General features: G+C 71.0%; 19 protein-coding genes. 8 read left to right on the top strand and 11 right to left on the bottom strand.

Annotated elements, in window-relative coordinates:
* The first annotated feature begins 18 nt into the window (after nt 1–18).
* The 4 genes from sufC to RKD05_RS16275 all read left to right on the top strand — a co-directional run bounded on the left by sufC (nt 19) and on the right by RKD05_RS16275 (nt 3,385).
* Nucleotides 19–789, top strand: a complete 771-nt coding sequence (gene sufC / locus RKD05_RS16290) for a Fe-S cluster assembly ATPase SufC (RefSeq protein ID WP_022880454.1) — start codon at nt 19–21, stop codon at nt 787–789.
* A gap of 9 nt (nt 790–798) precedes the next feature.
* Nucleotides 799–1,128, top strand: a complete 330-nt coding sequence (locus RKD05_RS16285; RefSeq protein ID WP_013586729.1) for a metal-sulfur cluster assembly factor — start codon at nt 799–801, stop codon at nt 1,126–1,128.
* A 105-nt stretch (nt 1,129–1,233) separates the two neighbouring features.
* Complete coding sequence (locus tag RKD05_RS16280; protein ID WP_424711413.1) at nt 1,234–2,391, top strand: MalY/PatB family protein; 1,158 nt, start codon at nt 1,234–1,236, stop codon at nt 2,389–2,391.
* A 67-nt stretch (nt 2,392–2,458) separates the two neighbouring features.
* Complete coding sequence (locus tag RKD05_RS16275; protein WP_424711411.1) at nt 2,459–3,385, top strand: siderophore-interacting protein; 927 nt, start codon at nt 2,459–2,461, stop codon at nt 3,383–3,385.
* 59 nt (nt 3,386–3,444) lie between these two features.
* Here RKD05_RS16275 and RKD05_RS16270 read toward each other — a convergent pair whose 3' ends face one another.
* From RKD05_RS16270 to RKD05_RS16255, 4 genes are all read right to left on the bottom strand, one after another.
* The gene (locus tag RKD05_RS16270; RefSeq protein WP_022879371.1) at nt 3,445–4,263 is read right to left on the bottom strand and encodes an ABC transporter ATP-binding protein; all 819 of its coding nucleotides are present in this window, start codon (nt 4,261–4,263) and stop codon (nt 3,445–3,447) included.
* Between the two features lie 58 nt (nt 4,264–4,321).
* Nucleotides 4,322–5,353: a FecCD family ABC transporter permease gene (locus RKD05_RS16265; RefSeq protein WP_424711876.1), complete on the bottom strand. Its 1,032-nt coding sequence runs from the start codon at nt 5,351–5,353 to the stop codon at nt 4,322–4,324.
* Between the two features lie 74 nt (nt 5,354–5,427).
* Nucleotides 5,428–6,474: a FecCD family ABC transporter permease gene (locus RKD05_RS16260; RefSeq protein WP_424711410.1), complete on the bottom strand. Its 1,047-nt coding sequence runs from the start codon at nt 6,472–6,474 to the stop codon at nt 5,428–5,430.
* 25 nt (nt 6,475–6,499) lie between these two features.
* On the bottom strand, nt 6,500–7,537 hold the full coding sequence (locus RKD05_RS16255; protein WP_022879368.1) for an iron-siderophore ABC transporter substrate-binding protein: 1,038 nt from the start codon (nt 7,535–7,537) through the stop codon (nt 6,500–6,502).
* 187 nt (nt 7,538–7,724) lie between these two features.
* Between RKD05_RS16255 and RKD05_RS16250 the strand changes: the two genes are divergently transcribed.
* Nucleotides 7,725–9,323 (top strand): ABC-F family ATP-binding cassette domain-containing protein, encoded by a 1,599-nt coding sequence (locus RKD05_RS16250; RefSeq protein WP_424711408.1) that lies wholly within the window; start codon nt 7,725–7,727, stop codon nt 9,321–9,323.
* Between the two features lie 42 nt (nt 9,324–9,365).
* On the opposite strand, the gene RKD05_RS16245 is transcribed toward RKD05_RS16250, so the two are convergent.
* The 4 genes from RKD05_RS16245 to RKD05_RS16230 are packed head-to-tail and all read right to left on the bottom strand — an operon-like array spanning nt 9,366 to nt 11,518.
* A complete protein-coding gene (locus RKD05_RS16245) occupies nt 9,366–10,247 on the bottom strand; it encodes an SURF1 family protein (RefSeq protein ID WP_424711406.1) in 882 nt (293 codons plus the stop codon).
* Nucleotides 10,244–10,450, bottom strand: coding sequence for a hypothetical protein (locus RKD05_RS16240; protein ID WP_424711404.1), 207 nt, complete (start codon nt 10,448–10,450; stop codon nt 10,244–10,246). The genes RKD05_RS16245 and RKD05_RS16240 overlap by 4 nt, the downstream gene beginning before the upstream one ends.
* Nucleotides 10,447–10,815, bottom strand: coding sequence for a DUF3099 domain-containing protein (locus tag RKD05_RS16235; protein WP_424711402.1), 369 nt, complete (start codon nt 10,813–10,815; stop codon nt 10,447–10,449). Before RKD05_RS16235 ends, RKD05_RS16240 begins: the two co-directional genes overlap by 4 nt.
* Before the next feature lie 43 nt (nt 10,816–10,858).
* Nucleotides 10,859–11,518, bottom strand: coding sequence for a DUF4190 domain-containing protein (locus RKD05_RS16230; protein ID WP_424711401.1), 660 nt, complete (start codon nt 11,516–11,518; stop codon nt 10,859–10,861).
* A 134-nt stretch (nt 11,519–11,652) separates the two neighbouring features.
* On the opposite strand from RKD05_RS16230, the gene fabG reads away from it, so the two are divergent.
* Nucleotides 11,653–12,363: a 3-oxoacyl-ACP reductase FabG gene (gene fabG / locus RKD05_RS16225; RefSeq protein ID WP_063257906.1), complete on the top strand. Its 711-nt coding sequence runs from the start codon at nt 11,653–11,655 to the stop codon at nt 12,361–12,363.
* Nucleotides 12,364–12,440: 77 nt separating this feature from the next.
* Here fabG and RKD05_RS16220 read toward each other — a convergent pair whose 3' ends face one another.
* A complete protein-coding gene (locus tag RKD05_RS16220) occupies nt 12,441–13,112 on the bottom strand; it encodes an alpha/beta fold hydrolase (protein WP_424711400.1) in 672 nt (223 codons plus the stop codon).
* 143 nt (nt 13,113–13,255) lie between these two features.
* On the bottom strand, nt 13,256–13,897 hold the full coding sequence (serB, locus tag RKD05_RS16215; protein ID WP_424711398.1) for a phosphoserine phosphatase SerB: 642 nt from the start codon (nt 13,895–13,897) through the stop codon (nt 13,256–13,258).
* Between the two features lie 103 nt (nt 13,898–14,000).
* Between serB and RKD05_RS16210 the strand changes: the two genes are divergently transcribed.
* Both RKD05_RS16210 and RKD05_RS16205 read left to right on the top strand, forming a co-directional pair.
* Nucleotides 14,001–14,474 carry an S-ribosylhomocysteine lyase gene (locus RKD05_RS16210; RefSeq protein ID WP_134127235.1) on the top strand — a complete coding sequence of 158 codons (474 nt, stop codon included), beginning with the start codon at nt 14,001–14,003 and terminating at the stop codon, nt 14,472–14,474.
* Complete coding sequence (locus RKD05_RS16205) at nt 14,474–15,241, top strand: SDR family NAD(P)-dependent oxidoreductase (RefSeq protein ID WP_424711396.1); 768 nt, start codon at nt 14,474–14,476, stop codon at nt 15,239–15,241. The genes RKD05_RS16210 and RKD05_RS16205 overlap by 1 nt, the downstream gene beginning before the upstream one ends.
* A gap of 63 nt (nt 15,242–15,304) precedes the next feature.
* Here the strand turns inward: RKD05_RS16205 and glgC are convergent, their stop codons facing one another.
* Nucleotides 15,305–16,549 (bottom strand): glucose-1-phosphate adenylyltransferase, encoded by a 1,245-nt coding sequence (gene glgC / locus RKD05_RS16200; protein ID WP_424711394.1) that lies wholly within the window; start codon nt 16,547–16,549, stop codon nt 15,305–15,307.
* Between the last annotated feature and the right edge of the window lie 49 nt (nt 16,550–16,598).

Genomic DNA, 16,598 nt, shown 5'->3' with positions numbered 1-16,598 from the left:
TACCGAGTAAGGAACCCCATGTCTGTCCTCGAGATCCGCGACCTCCACGTGACGGTCGAGACGGATGCCGGCACGACCCCGATCCTCAACGGTGTGACGCTGACGCTGCGCACCGGCGAGACCCACGCGATCATGGGTCCCAACGGCTCCGGCAAGTCGACCCTGGCGTACACGATCGCCGGTCACCCCAAGTACACCGTGACGAGCGGCTCCATCACCCTCGACGGTGAGGACGTCCTCGAGATGAGCGTCGACGAGCGTGCGCGCGCCGGCCTCTTCCTCGCGATGCAGTACCCGGTCGAGATCCCGGGCGTCACCGTGACGAACTTCCTCCGCACCGCCAAGACGGCGATCGACGGCGAGGCGCCGGCGATCCGCACCTGGACCAAGGACGTCAAGGGCGCCATGGAGAACCTGCGGATGGATGCCAAGTTCGCCCAGCGCAACGTCAACGAGGGCTTCTCGGGCGGCGAGAAGAAGCGTCACGAGATCCTCCAGCTCGAGCTGCTCAAGCCGAAGATCGCCGTGCTCGACGAGACCGACTCGGGTCTCGACGTCGACGCGCTGAAGATCGTCTCGGAGGGCGTGAACCGCGCCAAGGAGAACACCGACCTCGGCGTGCTCCTCATCACGCACTACACCCGCATCCTGCGCTACATTCGCCCCGACTTCGTGCACGTCGTCGTGAAGGGCCGGATCGTGGAAGAGGGCGGCCCCGAACTCGCCGACCGACTCGAGGAAGAGGGTTACGACCGTTTCCTCGAGGCCGGTACCCCGGTCGACGCGTAAGATCGTTACATGACCGCAACACTCGCTCCCGAGAAATACGACGAGGTCACCGAGGCCCTCAAAGACGTCATGGACCCCGAACTGGGGATCAACGTCGTCGACCTGGGCCTGATCTACGACCTCGCGTGGGACGACGAGAACGACGCGCTCGTCATCCACATGACCCTGACGTCGGCCGGCTGCCCGCTGACCGACGTGCTCGAGGAGCAGACCGCCCAGGCCCTCGACAACGTCGTGGACCGTTTCCGCATCAACTGGGTCTGGATGCCGCCGTGGGGTCCCGAGCGGATCACCGACGACGGCCGCGACATGATGCGCGCCCTCGGCTTCGCGATCTGAAGAAGCTCTCTCCCGAACGCCCATCCCACGCGGGGTGGGCGTTCGTGTTTCCGTCTCTGACGCGCCGATTCCTCGGCATCCGGGGCTCTCATTAGGCTCGTCAGGGTGAGTGTTCCCCCGTTGAAGGCCCTGCCGCTCGAACTGCTCCGTCAGCGTTCGAGCACGAAGTGGAGATCGTACGGGGACGACGTGATCCCGATGTTCGTTGCGGAGACGGACTTCCCGCTCGCGCCCGCGATCACCGCGGCCCTCGCCCGCGCGGTCGAGATCGGGGACACCGGGTACACCCCGCCGCGTCCGGGCATCGACCTCGACTTCGCCGACTTCGCCGAGCGCCGATGGGGGTGGCGTCCCGATCCCGCGCGGATCCGGTGGACCGGCGACGTCATGATGGGCGTGGTCGAGGTACTGCGCGCGGTGACCTCGCCGGGCGACCGGGTCGTCGTCACGCCTCCCGTGTATCCGCCGTTCTACGACACCGTCGAGGAGGCGGGCGCCGTCGTGGAGCGGGTGCCGCTGCGCGACACGGGGGAGCGGTGGGAGCTCGACCTCGACGGGATCGCCGCGGCGCTGGCATCCGGAGCCAGGGCCGTCCTGCTCTGCAACCCGCACAACCCGACCGGAACCGTGCATACGCGGGAGTCGCTCGCCGAGCTGGCGCGGCTCGCGGCGCGGTACGGCGCGGCCGTCGTGAGCGACGAGATCCACGCACCGCTGACCTTCGCGCCGGCCGTGTTCACGCCGTTCCTGGATGCCGCTCCCGAGGCGGCCGAGGTCGGCTTCACGATCACGAGCGCCAGCAAGACCTACAACCTCGCGGGGCTGAAGTGCGCGGTGATCGTCACGGGTTCGGACGAGAACGCCGCGGTCGTGAGGGCGCTGCCGTGGGAGGTCGAGTGGCGCGCGGGACTGTTCGGCATCATCGCCAACCGCGCGGCGTTCGCGGCCGAGAGCGACGCGTGGCTGGAGCAACTCCTGGTCGCGCTCGACGACAACCGTCGGTTGCTCGCCGAGCTGCTCGCTGAACACCTCCCGCTCGCGCGGTACCGCGTGCCCGAGGCGGGGTTCCTCGCGTGGGTCGATGTCTCCGCGTACGGATGGGGAGATAACCCCGCGCCCTACGTCCGGCGCGAGGCCAAGGTCGCGCTGCACCACGGCCCGCTGTTCGGCGCCGAGGGCGTGGGCCACGTCCGCATCAACGTGGGCTGCGATCCCGACGTGCTGCGGGAGGCGATCCGGCGCATCGGTGCGCTCGTGGAGTAGTTCGGCGGCGTCCTTTCCGGACGTCTGGGCGTGGCATCCGGAGGATAGGTAAGGATATCCTTATCCCGTGAAGACAGCCACGCGTCCCGCCTACCGCCCGTACGTCGCCGTGGTGAAGGAGGCCCGTCGGCTGTCGCCGCACTTCGCGCGGATCACGTTCACGTCTCCGGACTTCGAGGTCTTCGGCACCGATCGCCGCGACCAGCGGGTGAAGCTCGTCCTGCCCGGCCCCGACGGCCGCCTGTGCGACATCGGCCAGGAGGACCCCGTCGCGATCGACAACGGCGAGTGGTACACGCGGTGGCGCGACCTGCCGGACGACGAGCGGATGCCGTTCCGCACCTACACCGTGCGCCGGATCGATCCCGAGGCGCTCGAGCTCGACATCGACTTCGTGCTGCATCACGACGCCGGCCCCGCGGGGGCGTGGGCCGAGGTCGCCGCGATCGGCGACCGGATCCTCGTGGTGGGACCCGACGCGCGGAGCGAGGAGTCGGCGCAGGGCATCGACTTCCACCCCGGCACCGCCCAGCGTCTGCTGCTCGCGGGTGACGAGACGGCCGCTCCGGCGATCTGCGCGATCCTCGAGGGACTCGGGTCCGGTTTCGTCGTGGATGCCTTCATCGAGGTGCCGACGGACGACGACGCGCTCCTCGTCCGCACGGACGCGCGGGTGCGGTGGCTCGCGCGCGATGACCGTCCGCACGGGGAGGCGCTCATCGAGGCCGTCGAGGCGTGGACCGCGGCATCCGGAGACGTCCTCGCGCGCGCCGCGGCTCCGCGTCCGCAGCAGCTGGACGACATCGACGTCGACGTCGACCTGCTGTGGGACAGCCCCGCCGACGCAGAGGGCGAGTTCTACGCCTGGATCGCCGGCGAGTCGCAGACCGTGAAGGTGTTGCGGCGCCTGCTCGTCCAGGGCTGCGGCGTGGACCGCAAGCGCGTGGCGTTCATGGGCTACTGGCGCATGGGCCAGGTCGAGCGCACGAGCTGAGCCTGTACCCCTGCGGGGCCGCGGGACCCGCAGGGGTACAGGCTCAGCGCCCCGGGCGCTCAGCCCTGCGCCGGCTCGCTCACCGTGTGGTGACGGCCGATCGGGATGACCATGGGGCGCCCCGTCAGCGGGTCGGGGACGACGCGGCTGTCGAGGCCGAACACCTCGCGTACCGTCTCCTCGGTGATGACGTCGCCGGGATCCCCCGCCGCGATCACGCGGCCGCCGGCCATGGCGACGAGGTGGTCGGCGTAGCGCGCGGCGAGGTTGAGGTCGTGCAGGACCATCGCGACGGTCGTGCCGCGCTGCCGGTTGAGGTCGGTCAGCAGGTCGAGCACGTCGATCTGGTGGCTGATGTCGAGGAACGTCGTGGGCTCGTCGAGGAGGAGCACGTCGGTCTCCTGCGCGAGGGCCATCGCGATCCACACGCGCTGCCGCTGCCCGCCGCTCAGCTCGTCGACATGGCGATCGGCGAGGTGCGCGGTGTCGGTGGCTTCGAGCGCGCGCGCGACGGCGGCGTCGTCGGTGCGCGTCCACCGGGACAGCGCTCCCTGGTGCGGATGCCGTCCCCGGCTGACGAGGTCGGACACGGCGATGCCGTCCGGTGCCACCGGCGACTGGGGAAGGAGCCCCAGCACGCGCGCGACCTGTTTGGTCGGCATCCGGTGCACGGCCTTGCCGTCCAGCAGCACCTGTCCGCTCGTCGGGGCGAGGAGGCGCGCCATCGCCTTGAGCAGCGTCGACTTGCCGCACGCGTTGGCGCCGACGATCGCGGTCACCCGCCCGGGGGGAAGGCGGAGGTCGAGCGTGTCGACGATCGTGCGGTCGCCGTAGCCGAGGGTGACGGCTTCGGCGTGCAGGGTGCGTTCCGTGGTCATCGTCGGGGTCCTTCTCGGTGAGGGCGAGCGCGGGGGCGAGTGCGGGGGCGCGGCGACGTCATAGCGTGGTGCCTCCGGATCGGCTGCTGCGGATGAGCAGGTAGATGAGGTACGGCGCGCCGAGCACACCGGTGATGACGCCCACCGGCAGCCGCGTGCCGAACGCGTACTGCGCGCAGAAGTCGGCGACGAGGACGAGGAGCGCGCCGACGAGCCCCGCGGGGAGGACGGGGGAGCCGACGGGACCGAGGATCCGCACGGCGATCGGCCCGGCCAGGAACGACACGAACGCGATGGGGCCGGCGGCGGCGGTGCCGAAGGCGAGGAGGCCCACGGCCGCAACGATGAGGAGCAGGCGGCTGCGCTCGACGGGCAGCCCGAGCGCGGCGGCGGTGTCGTCGCCCATCCGCAGGATCTCCAGGCGGCGGGCGAGCACGAGCAGTACGGGGCCGAGGACGATCACGGCTCCGACAACCGGGAGCGCGCGGTCCCACGTCGCGTCGTTGAGGTTGCCGGTGATCCAGCGCATCGCGGCGGGGAGGTCGTACTCCGCGGCGCGGGCGATCACGTACGACACGACGGCCTGGCACATCGCGGCGACGCCGATGCCCACGAGGATGAGCCGTGCCCCCGACCCGCCGTCGCGGTAGGCGAGCAGGTAGATCGCGAGAGCCGCGGCGAGCGCGGCGGCCATCGCGAGGAACGACACGGTGGTCTCGCCGAGCCCCAGCACGACGATGCCGATGACGGCGGCGGCGCTGGCTCCGGTGTTGATGCCGATGACGTCGGGGCTCGCGAGGGCGTTGCGCAGCATCGTCTGGAAGACGACGCCGCCCATGCCGAAGCACATGCCGGTGAACAGGGCGGTCACGGCGCGGGGGAGGCGCAGCTCGCCGACCGTGAACGACGCGCCCGGGACGCGCTGGCCGGTCAGGACGCCCCAGATCTCGGCGGGGGAGTAATTGGTCTGGCCGAGCATCAGCGACAGCGCGAACGCGGCGATCACGAGCAGGGCCAGGATGCCGGTCACCAACGCCCAGCGCCGACGGCGGCGGTGCCGACCGGCGGTGACGGATGCCAGGACGGGCAGGGTTCCGGTCCCCGTGACGGGCCCTCCGGCGGCCTGGGCGCGGGCGAGCGTGCGCTCGCTCTGAGGGGTGTCGCTCACAGTGCTCGCATCCTCTGTCGGCGCACGAGCGCGATGAAGAACGGGGCGCCGACGAGGGCCGTGACGATGCCGACCTCGATCTCCTCGGGGCGGGCCACGACGCGACCGATGACGTCGGCGAGCGTGAGGAGGACGGCTCCGCCGAGCGCGGAGACGGGGAGGAGCCAGCGGTGGTCCACCCCGACGACCAGGCGGATCATGTGCGGGACGATGAGTCCCACGAAGCCGATGGGGCCGGCGACGGCGGTGGCGGCGCCGCACAGGATGACGGCTCCCGCGGTGGACACGAGACGCGCGGTGCGCACGCGGGCGCCGAGACCGGTGGCGAGTTCGTCGCCGAGCGCGAGGGTGTTCAGCGCCGAGGCGCTGCCGAGGCAGATCACGAGGCCGACGAGGAGGAAAGGCAGCACCTGCAGGATCGTCTCGGGGGTCGCCCCGCCCACGCCGCCGATCTGCCAGAACCGGAACACGTTCATGACGGCGGTGTTCGGGAGCAGGATCGCACTCGTGAGCGAGCTGAAGGCGACCGCGGTGACCGCGCCGGCGAGGGCCAGGCGCAGCGGTGTCGCGCCGCCGCGTCCGAGCGAGCCGATCGCGTAGACCAGGACGGCCGCGGCGCCCGCGCCGAGCATGCCGACCCAGATGTAGGCGGTGGCGGAGGACAGGCCGAAGAACGCGATGCCCGTGACGATCGCGAGCCCGGCCCCGCCGTTGATCCCGAGGATCTGCGGGTCGGCGAGCGGGTTGCGCGTGGCGCCCTGCAGCACCGCGCCGGAGACGGCGAGCGCCGCGCCGACGAGGATCGCCAGCACGGTGCGCGGCACGCGCTTGGCCACGGCGGCCGCCGAGGCCGTGTCGGTGGAGCCGGTGAGTCCGCTCCACACGTCGGTGAGGGAGACGTCCCGCGCGCCGAACGTGACCGAGAGCACGGCCGCGACGACGAGGGCGACGACGAGGATCGTGACGCCGACGGCCCGCCGCCGCCCCCAGCGACGCGGGCGAGCGTCGCCGGGGGCGGTCGGAGCCGGAGCGAGAGCGGTCATCGCGCCGTGACGTCGGAGACGTGCATCAGGAGGCGGCCTTCGCGGCGGCGGCGCCGACGAGCCCGATGTACTCGTCGCCGAGCGGGGTGCCGATCGACAGCGGGCTGGGGTTGGCGACAGCAGCGAGCGAGGTGTTGTCGGGGAGCATCACGACGGCGCCGGATGCGACGGCGGGGATGCGCGACCACAGCGGGTCGGCCTGCAGCTGGGCGAGGGTGGCATCCGTGCCATACCCGACGAGCGTGTCGACGTCGGAGAAGTTCTCGATCTGCTCGGCGCTCTGCGTGAACCAGAAGGTGTCGCCCTGGGCGCTGGAGGTCTCGACCGCGGAGGAGGGCGTCATGCCGAGTTCGCTCAGGTACATCGCCCGCGGGTCTTTCAGCGAGTAGTAGCCGACGGTGCTGAGGTCGGTGGGGTCGATGTAGGTGAACATCTGCTTCTTGCCCGCCAGCGCCGGGTACTTGGCGGCCTCGTCGGTGACGTGCTTCTCGAGGTCGCTGACCAGCTGCTCGGCCTGGCTCTCGCGGCCGAGGGCCTTGGCATCCGTCAGGGTCATCTCCTGCCAGGTGGTGCCCCACGCGATCTCGGGGTAGGCCACGACGGGGGCGATCTTGCTGAGGGTGTCGTACTGCTCCTGCGTCATGCCGGAGTAGGCACCGAGGATCACATCGGGCTTCGCGTCGGCGATGGCCTCGTAGTCGAAGCCGTTGGTCTCGTCCATGAGGGTGGGGGTCGCGGCGCCCAGCTCGTCGAGCTTGTCCTTGACCCAGGGGAGGAGTCCGTCGCCGTCTTCGTCGCCCCACGTGACCTTGGGCATCGCGACCGGCACGATCCCGAGGGCGAGCGCGGCCTCCTGGTTGCCCCAGCTGACCGTCACGACGCGCTTCGGCTCGGCGGGGATCGTCGTCTCGCCGAAGGCGTGGTCGATGGTGACGGGGAAGGTTCCGTCCGCCGTCGTGGAGCCCTCCGAGGCGCCGGGGGCGGCGGCGGAGGTACCGGCGCAGCCGGTCAGGACGAGGGCCGTGGCGGCGGCGACAGCAGCCAGCGCGCGGAATCGGGACACGAAGAACCTCCAGGAAGTTAGGTAAGGATCGCCTTAGTTTAGATCAGGGCCCGCGGCGGACCGCAAACCCGGGAGCTCCCGCGGCGGCCGGAACCTCTCGACGGCGAGGTAATACCGGGCCGCCGTATACTGGGTGGCTGGCCACCTCGGCCGCTCCTCCCTTTCCTTTAGCGAACGGACGTCTGCTGTGCTCGCCGTGCACGATCTCGAGATCCGCGTCGGCGCGCGCGTGCTCATGTCGGAGGTGTCGTTCCGCGTCTCGGACGGCGACAAGATCGGACTCGTCGGCCGCAACGGTGCCGGCAAGACCACGCTCACCAAGGTGCTCGCCGGCGACCTGCTCCCCGCGAACGGCGGCGTCGATCGCAGCGGCGAGCTCGGCTACCTGCCGCAGGACCCGCGCTCGGGCGACCCCGAGATGCTCGCACGCACCCGCATCCTCGACGCCCGCGGCCTGGGCTCTCTCGCCCTGGGTATGCACGAGGCCTCGATGGCCATGGGCGACGACGACCCCGCGGTCGCCGCGAAGGCGATGAAGAAGTACGCCCGGCTCACGGAAGAATTCGAATCGGCCGGCGGGTACGCGGCCGAAGCCGAGGCGGCATCCATCGCCCACAACCTCTCGCTGCCGGACCGCATTCTCGACCAGCCGCTGAAGACCCTGTCGGGCGGTCAGCGTCGCCGCATCGAGCTCGCGCGCATCCTGTTCTCGGACGCGCAGACGATGATCCTCGACGAGCCGACCAACCACCTGGATGCCGACAGCGTGGTGTGGCTGCGCGAGTTCCTCAAGGGCTACAAGGGCGGGCTCATCGTGATCTCGCACGACGTCGAGCTCGTCGGGGAGACCGTGAACCGGGTCTTCTACCTGGATGCCAACCGCCAGGTCATCGACGTCTACAACATGAACTGGAAGAACTACCTGCGCCAGCGGGTGGCCGACGAGGAGCGCCGCAAGAAGGAGCGCGCCAACGTCGAGAAGAAGGCCACGGCGCTGCAGCTGCAGGCCGCTCGCTTCGGCGCCAAGGCGTCGAAGGCCGCCGCCGCGCACCAGATGGTGGCGCGCGCCGAGAAGATGCTCCAGGGACTCGACGACGTGCGTCAGGACGAGCGCGTCGCCAAGCTCCGGTTCCCCAAGCCCGCTCCGTGCGGCAAGACCCCGCTCATGGCGTCGGGGCTGTCGAAGTCGTACGGGTCGCTCGAGATCTTCACCGACGTCGACCTGGCGATCGACCGCGGCTCGCGCGTCGTCATCCTCGGCCTGAACGGTGCCGGCAAGACGACGCTGCTGCGCATCCTCGCGGGCGTCGACAAGCCCGACACCGGCCAGCTCGAGCCCGGGCACGGACTGAAGATCGGCTACTACGCGCAGGAGCACGAGAACCTCGACGTCAATCGGTCGGTGCTGGACAACATGATGTCCGCGGCCCCCGACATCACGGCGACCGAGGCGCGCAAGGTCCTCGGCTCGTTCCTGTTCGTCGGCGACGACGTGCTCAAGCCCGCCGGGGTGCTCTCGGGCGGCGAGAAGACGCGTCTGTCGCTCGCGACGCTCGTCGTGTCATCGGCGAACATGCTGCTGCTCGACGAGCCCACGAACAACCTCGACCCCGCCTCGCGCGAGGAGATCCTCGGCGCCCTGGCGCACTACGAGGGCGCGGTCGTGCTCGTGTCGCACGACGAGGGCGCCGTCGAGGCGCTCAACCCCGAGCGCGTGCTCATCCTCCCCGACGGGGTGGAAGACATCTGGGGCCGCGACTACGCGGACCTGGTGACGCTGGCATAGCGATCAGCGCTCGCGCTCCTCGCCCGTTCACCGCGCCCGCGCTCACCGCGCGTCGAGCAGCGCGTCCTCGTCGGCGGCGTCGTCGTCGCGGGGGCGCTTGCGGTCGCGGTGCGCGGCGACCGGGTCGAGCTTCGTGCGCGGTGTCGGGGCGGGCGGTTCCTCGCCGCGCTCGAGAGCGTCCTCGATCTCTTCCCGACGGATCCGGCGCTCGCTCCGGATGACGTAGACCAGGAACCCGAAGCCCATGATCGCGAACAGGATCCACTGGATCGCGTAGGAGAGGTAGGGGCCTGGGTCGTTGTCGGGCGGGTCGACCGCCGCGGGGGCGTCGGCGGGTGCGGGGTTCTCCGACGCGAGGAGACCGTACGCGCCCTGTTCGAGCGGCCCGGTCTGGTCGGCGACGAGTCCGAGGTTGATGGTGGGCACCTGACCCGGCTCGGTGGTCCGCTCCGACGACGGCGCCGCCTCACCCGGACGTAGTCGCACGACGATCTCGACCTGCCCGCTCGGGGGTGCCGGAATGGCATCCGGTTGGGCCTGACGCTCGCCGGGCGGGAGCCATCCGCGATCGACGAGGAAGACCCGGCCGTCGTCGAGGCGGAACGGCACGAGCACCTCGTACGCGGCGGATCCCGCGTGCGCGCGGTTGCGCACGAGCAGTTCCTTGTCGGCCTCGTACTGCCCCGTGAGCTGCACGGGACGCCATTCGTCGCCGGGAGCCAGGTCGGCACCGGGAGCGAGGAGTTCGCCGAGCGGCACCGGTGTCGCGTCGTAATTGTCGGCGACGAGCTGCAGCTGTGCGGACCGGTCGGCGTTGCGGGAGAACTGCCAGTGCGACAGGAAACCGCACGCGATCGCGAACAGGACGGCGATCCCGGCATACATCGCCCAGCGGGCCGCCGGGGGCATCGGGCGGGCGCTCACGCGGGATCTCCCGCGAGCGCGGCGACCTCGACGGGGAAATCGCGGGCGCGGAGGAACTCGCGCAGGTAGCCGACGTGCTCGTCGCACGCGACCCAGGTCTTGCGGCGATCCTCGGCGTGGATCCGCGGGTTGCGCCACCGGATAGCCCACACCGCGGCGGCCCGGCAACCTGCTCGGGAGCAGTCGACGGACTCGTCGATCACGACCGGTCGTCGCGCGGCTGCTCGAGGCGCGGGGTCTCGGCGATGCGGATGACGGTCGGGGCCTCGGCCGCGGGAGCGGCGGGCGTCGTGGGTGCGGCCTCGATCATGCGCTCGGGGTTCACCGCCTCGGGGACCTTCGCGTCCTGGCCCACGTTGGCGACGACCACCGCGAGGTAGGGCAGGAAGATCGCGCCGGCGGCGAACACGAACGTGTACCACCCGTACGGCGTCACCAGAGCCATCGCGGCGAAGCACGCGACGCGGATCCCCATCATCACCATGTACTTGGCGAAACGGGAACCGGCGTCGTCCCCCGGGGCCTGCGGGAGCGACGTCGCTGACTGGGCACGGGGCGATGTCTTCACGGTGAACTCAAGGGTACGCCCGTCCGGCCCGGGCAGGACGCGATTAGGCGCCGTATCGAGACGACTGGCTCGCCGCGATCCCCACGAAGACGATGAAGAAGATGATGAGGAGGATCGCGACGCCGATGCCCACCCAGCCGATGATCGTTCCCGCGAGCGCCATTCCGCGGCCGTTCTCTCCGGTGCGCTTGATCTGCGCGAGCGAGATGTGCCCCGTGATGACACCCGCGATCGGTCCGATGACCGGGACGACCCCGATGAGTCCCGCGATGGATGCCACGAGCGAGATGATCGCGAGCACGTTCGTCCGCACGGAGGAACCGTAGCCCGCACCGTACGGAGCGGCGCCGTAGGGCGAGGGTGCACCGTACGCGGGCGCGGCAGGCGCGCCGTACGCGGGGGCGGCGCCGTAGGCGGGCGCGCCGTACGCGGGTGCTGCCGGGGCCTCGGCCGCGCCGTACGCGGGAGCTGCCGGGGCGCCGTATGCCGGTGCCGGCGGAGCGTCGGGCGCGGGCGTCTCGTACGCGGGGGCCGCGGGGGCGTCGTGCGCGGGCGCCGCGGGGGCGTCGTACGCCGGGGCCGGCGGCGCGGGCGGCACCGGGGGAGCCGCGTACGTCTCGCTCGCCGCCGCGCCGGGAACCGTCTCGGGGGTCGTGGGCGTGTCGTTCCCCTTGTGCGGGGCGGGGTTCTGGTCGTCGCTCACGAGCGTCCCTTTCGTCGTCCGGAATCCCAGGCTTCCAGCGTCACGCGGGCCGTGTCAAACGTGCGCGACGGCGAGTGACGCGGAGGCGTCGGTAGGCTGGGCCGGTTCCGTCCCTCGCACCGCAGGAGTCTCACATGTCCCAGGACCGCGTCGTCGTCGTCACCGGAGGAAACCGCGGGATCGGGCGCGCCATCGCCGAGCGCTTCGTCGCCGAGGGGTGGCGGGTGGCGGTCACCGCGCGCTCGGGCGAGGGCCCCGAGGGAACACTGACCGTGCGTGCCGACGTTACCGACGCCGCTGCCGTGGACGCCGCGTTCACGCAGATCGAGTCCGAGCTCGGGCCCATCGCCGTGGTCGTGGCCAACGCCGGGATCACGAAGGACACGCTGCTGCTGCGCATGAGCGAGGACGACTTCGACAGCGTCGTGTCCACGAACCTCGGCGGCGCCTTCCGCGTCGTCAAGCGCGCCTCCAAGGGCATGCTCAAGGCGCGGTGGGGCCGGGTCATCCTCATCTCCAGCGTCGTCGGCCTGTACGGCTCGGCCGGGCAGATCAACTACGCCGCGTCGAAGAGCGCGCTCGTCGGCTTCGCCCGGTCGCTCACGCGCGAACTCGGCGGCCGCGGCATCACCGCGAACGTCGTGGCCCCCGGCTTCATCGAGACGGACATGACCGCCGAGCTCCCCGCCGACACGCAGGCCGAGTACAAGAAGAACATCCCCGCGGGGCGCTTCGCCTCGGCGGACGAGGTCGCCGGCGTCGTCACCTGGCTCGCGGGCGACGACGCCGCGTACATCTCGGGCGCCGTCATTCCGGTCGACGGCGGCCTGGGTATGGGGCACTGAGCGCAGAACCCTCCGTCGCGCCCCCGCCCCGCCGAGTTCTGCTCGGGATGGGGCACTGATCCCGGACGCGCCTACGCTCAGCGCACCGCCGCCGCCAGCTTCTCCGCGAACGCCTCGGGCTGCGAGAACTGCGGCCAGTGACCCGACCCCAGCGTGACGACCTCGGTGTCGCGGATGGCCCCGAACTCGTCGGCCCAGGGACCCCACTGCGCGAGAGCGTGCTGCACCGACTCCGCGTCCAGCTGACCCGACAGCACCGTGACCGGGATGTCCCATCGCCGCTCATCGGACAGGGGCAGCGGGTCGGTGGGCACCGTGCCGGGCACGTCGACCACCCGCTCGGCGACGCGGCGCCGGGTGTCGTCGTCGAGGTCGGCGATGTCGGGCTCGTCGAAGAAGTCCCACCCGGGGAACGGCACGACGCCGTCCTCGACGGGGAACTCGGAGATCATCGCGCCGGGCGGCGGCGGCATCGTGTCGACGAACACCACGCGCCCGACGCGGTCGGGGCGGGCGTCGGCGGCTCCCCACACGACGTTGCCGCCCCCGGAGTGCCCGACCAGCACCACGGGTTCCGCGGCGGCATCGATCCGTTCGACGACCGCGGCGACCCAGTCCTGGATCGTCGCGTTGGGATCGGCGGGCAGAGTCAGCGGGTGCACGGCGTGCCCCGCCTCAGTGAGCGCGGGAGTCACGGCATCCCACGAGGAAGCATCGAGCCACAGGCCCGGAACCAGAATCACGTCCATGGCGCGACCCTACGCGGGGGCTCCGACATCGCGGGAGGGGATCGCAGGAACGCGGGAGCGGATCGCAGGAACGCGGGAGGGGATCGCGGGAAGACGGGAGGGGATCGCAGGATCGCGGGAGGGGATCTGAAGAGGGGGAGCCGTCAGCGCGGCAGCAGGGCGATGACCTCGGCGAGATCCACGGGCCCGATCACGAGGTCGGCGCTGGCGCGGACGGCGGGCTTGGCGTTGAAGGCCAGGCCGAGGCCCGCAACCTCCATCATGCGCAGGTCGTTGGCGCCGTCGCCGATCGCGAACGTGAGGTGCGCCGGCACGCCGTGCTCGGACGCCCACTGACGGAGGGTGTCGGCCTTGGCCGTGGCATCCACGATCGGTCCGTCCACCTCGCCGGTGAGCACGCCGTCGGCGGCGACGAGGCGGTTCGCGCGCCACACGTCGACGCCCAGATCGGGGGCGACGGTGTCGAGCACTTCGTGGAACCCCCCGGAGACCACGCCGACGAGACCGCCGCGGGCGTGGACGGCCTCGATCAGCTCGCGCACGCCGGGGGTCGGCTCGATGCGGGCGATCGCGCGGGCGAAGGCCTCGACCGGGACCCCGGCGAGCTCCGCGACCCGCGAGCGCAGGCTCGCGGCGAAGTCCACCTCGCCGCGCATCGCCGCCTCGGTCGCCGCGGCCACTTCGGCTCCGCGTCCGGCTTCGTCGGCGAGCAGTTCGATCACCTCGTTGCGGATGAGGGTGGAATCGGCATCCAGGACGACGAGGAAACGGGCGGTCTCGGGCACGGCCTCGACCCTAGCGCGTCACGCGGCGACGCACGCGGCACCGGTCGGGGGCGCCGCGCGTAGGCTCAGAAGACCCGTGCCCGATTCCGGAAGGACTTCCCCCATGGCCGACGTCGAGAGCTTCACGCTCGATCACACCGCCGTTCTCGCTCCCTACATCCGCCTCATCGGCACCGAATCGGGTCCGCGCGGCGACGTCATCTCGAACTTCGACGTGCGTCTGGTGCAGCCGAACGAGGGCGAGATCCCCACGGCGGGCCTCCACACGATCGAGCACCTCCTCGCGAGCCTGCTGCGCGACCGCATCGGCGGCGTCATCGACATCTCGCCCTTCGGATGCCGCACCGGTTTCCACCTGATCATGTGGGGCGAGCCCGACCTCGGCGACGTCGTCACCGCCGTCACCGACTCGCTGCGCGCGATCGCCGAGGACGTCGAGTGGGAGGACGTCCCGGGCGTCGACGCGTTCAGCTGCGGCAACTACCGCGACCACAGCCTCCACACGGCCCGGGAGTGGTCGAAGCTGGTGCTCTCGCAGGGGATCAGCCGCGACGCCTTCGCGCGCGTCGGCGTCTGATGTTCGACGAACTCCGGGGCCGAGTGGTCCTCGTCACCGGGGGAGCGAACGGCATCGGCGAGGCGGTCGCCGCGGCCTTCGCCCGTGAGGGCGCGGTCGTCGTCCGCGCGGACACCGCGTACCCCGCGGGGGCGCTCGACCGCTCCGACGAGGGTGCGCGCGTGCACCTGGACGTGACGGATGAGGCCGCGGTGGAGCGCGTCGTGGCGGAGGTCGAGCGCGAGCTGGGTCCGATCGAGGTGCTGGTCCACGCGGCGGGCACCTCGACGATGGCGTTCGGCGTCGACACGACCGAGGCCCAGTGGGATCTCAACCTCGACGTCAACGCCAAGGGATCGTTCCTCGTCGCCAAGCACGTCGCGCGGGGCCTCCGGCGTGCTGGCCGTCCGGGCAGCCTCATCCTCATCGCATCGCAGGCGGGCAAGAACGGCTACCGCGGCATGACCGGGTACGTCGCGTCGAAGCACGCCGTGCTGGGCCTCACCAAGACGTTCGCGACCGAGCTCGCGCGCGAGCAGATCCGCGTCAACGCGATCTGCCCGGGCATCATCGAGACGCGCATGAAGCACCGCGAGCGGCGCGAGGGAGCCGAACTGCGCGGCCTCACGGTCGCCGACATCGAGGCCGAGGACCGGTCCCAGGTGCCGCTCGGCCGCACCGGAACCCCCGAGGACGTCGCGGGCGTGGCCCTCTTCCTCGCGAGCGACCTCTCGTCGTACATGACCGGTCAGGGCATCAACGTCACCGGCGGCATGACGATGCATTGACGGACCTGGGATGCCGAAAGGGGCGGTGACCGTCATGGTCGCCGCCCCTCGTGGCATCCGGGATCACGCGTCGACGCGCACGTCCTTCCCGACGACGGTGATGCCCGTCTCGGTGACGGTGAAGCCGCGTGCGAGGTCGCGTTCCCGGTCGACGCCGATCGTCGCACCCGGCGCGAGCGTGACGTTCTTGTCGAGGATCGCGCGGTGGATGCGGGCCCCCGCACCGACCTGCACGCCGTCGAACAGCACCGAGTCGGTGATCGTCGAGCCGCCGCCGGCGAGCGCCCACGGTCCCACGACGCTGCGCTCGAGGTGGGTGCCGGACAGCACCGATCCGAGCGAGACGATCGAGTCGATCGCGTTGCCGATGCGGCCCACCGAGTCGCGGACGAATTTCGCGGGGGGAGCGTTGAACGTCTGCGAGAAGATCGGCCAGCTGTCGTTGTAGAGGTTGAAGACCGGCAGCGTCGAGATGAGGTCCATGTGGGCGTCGTAGAACGACTCGATCGTGCCCACGTCCCGCCAGTACGACCGGTCGCGCGGGGTCGATCCGGGCACGTCGTTGCGCTGGAAGTCGTACACCGCCGCCTCGCCGCGGTTGACGAAGTACGGCACGATGTCGCCGCCCATGTCGTGCGCGGACGTCGGCAGTTCGCCGTCGTGCGTGACGGCCTCGACGAGAGCGTCGGCGTCGAAGATGTAGTTGCCCATCGAGGCGAGCACCTCGTGCGGCGCGTCGGACAGGCCGGTCGGGTTCTGCGGCTTCTCGAGGAATTCGCGGATCTTCGTGGGGTCGCTGGGGTCGGTGTCGATGACGCCGAACTGGTTTGCCAGCGAGATCGGCTGACGGATGCCGGCGATCGTGGCCCGCGCGTCCGAGGCGATGTGCGCGTCGAGCATCTGCGCAAAGTCCATGCGGTACACGTGGTCAGCGCCGATGACGACGACGATGTCGGGCTTCTCGTCGCGGATGAGGTTCATCGACTGCAGGATCGCGTCGGCCGAGCCGGAGAACCAGCGCTTGCCGAGCCGCTGCTGGGCCGGAACGGATGCCACGTACGAACCGAGCATCGGCGACATCCGCCACGTCTGCGAGATGTGGCGGTCGAGGCTGTGCGACTTGTACTGGGTCAGCACGACGAGCTGACGCAGGCCCGAATTGATGAGGTTCGAGATGGCGAAGTCGATGAGGCGGTACTGCCCCCCGAAGGGGACGGCCGGTTTCGCGCGGTCGGCCGTGAGGGGCATGAGTCGTTTGCCCTCGCCGCCGGCGAGGATGATTCCGAAGACCTTCGGCGCTGCAGGCATGGCACCACCATAGGGCGCGAGCGCGATCCCGGGAACCGGCGCGCGGCGG

The organism is Microbacterium sp. SLBN-111 (assembly GCF_049739645.1).
Classification (GTDB): Bacteria; Actinomycetota; Actinomycetes; order Actinomycetales; family Microbacteriaceae; genus Microbacterium.
This window is presented reverse-complemented; position numbering and strand designations above follow the sequence as displayed.

What these genes read in the sequence shown, in the direction of transcription:
- RKD05_RS16210 (WP_134127235.1), top strand. Translation starts at nt 14,001, where the DNA reads ATGGCCGACGTCGAGAGCTTCACGCTCGATCACACCGCCGTTCTCGCT.
- RKD05_RS16205 (WP_424711396.1), top strand. Translation starts at nt 14,474, where the DNA reads ATGTTCGACGAACTCCGGGGCCGAGTGGTCCTCGTCACCGGGGGAGCG.
- RKD05_RS16260 (WP_424711410.1), bottom strand. Translation starts at nt 6,474, where the DNA reads ATGACCGCTCTCGCTCCGGCTCCGACCGCCCCCGGCGACGCTCGCCCG.
- RKD05_RS16220 (WP_424711400.1), bottom strand. Translation starts at nt 13,112, where the DNA reads ATGGACGTGATTCTGGTTCCGGGCCTGTGGCTCGATGCTTCCTCGTGG.
- sufC (WP_022880454.1), top strand. Translation starts at nt 19, where the DNA reads ATGTCTGTCCTCGAGATCCGCGACCTCCACGTGACGGTCGAGACGGAT.
- RKD05_RS16270 (WP_022879371.1), bottom strand. Translation starts at nt 4,263, where the DNA reads ATGACCACGGAACGCACCCTGCACGCCGAAGCCGTCACCCTCGGCTAC.
- fabG (WP_063257906.1), top strand. Translation starts at nt 11,653, where the DNA reads ATGTCCCAGGACCGCGTCGTCGTCGTCACCGGAGGAAACCGCGGGATC.
- RKD05_RS16285 (WP_013586729.1), top strand. Translation starts at nt 799, where the DNA reads ATGACCGCAACACTCGCTCCCGAGAAATACGACGAGGTCACCGAGGCC.
- glgC (WP_424711394.1), bottom strand. Translation starts at nt 16,549, where the DNA reads ATGCCTGCAGCGCCGAAGGTCTTCGGAATCATCCTCGCCGGCGGCGAG.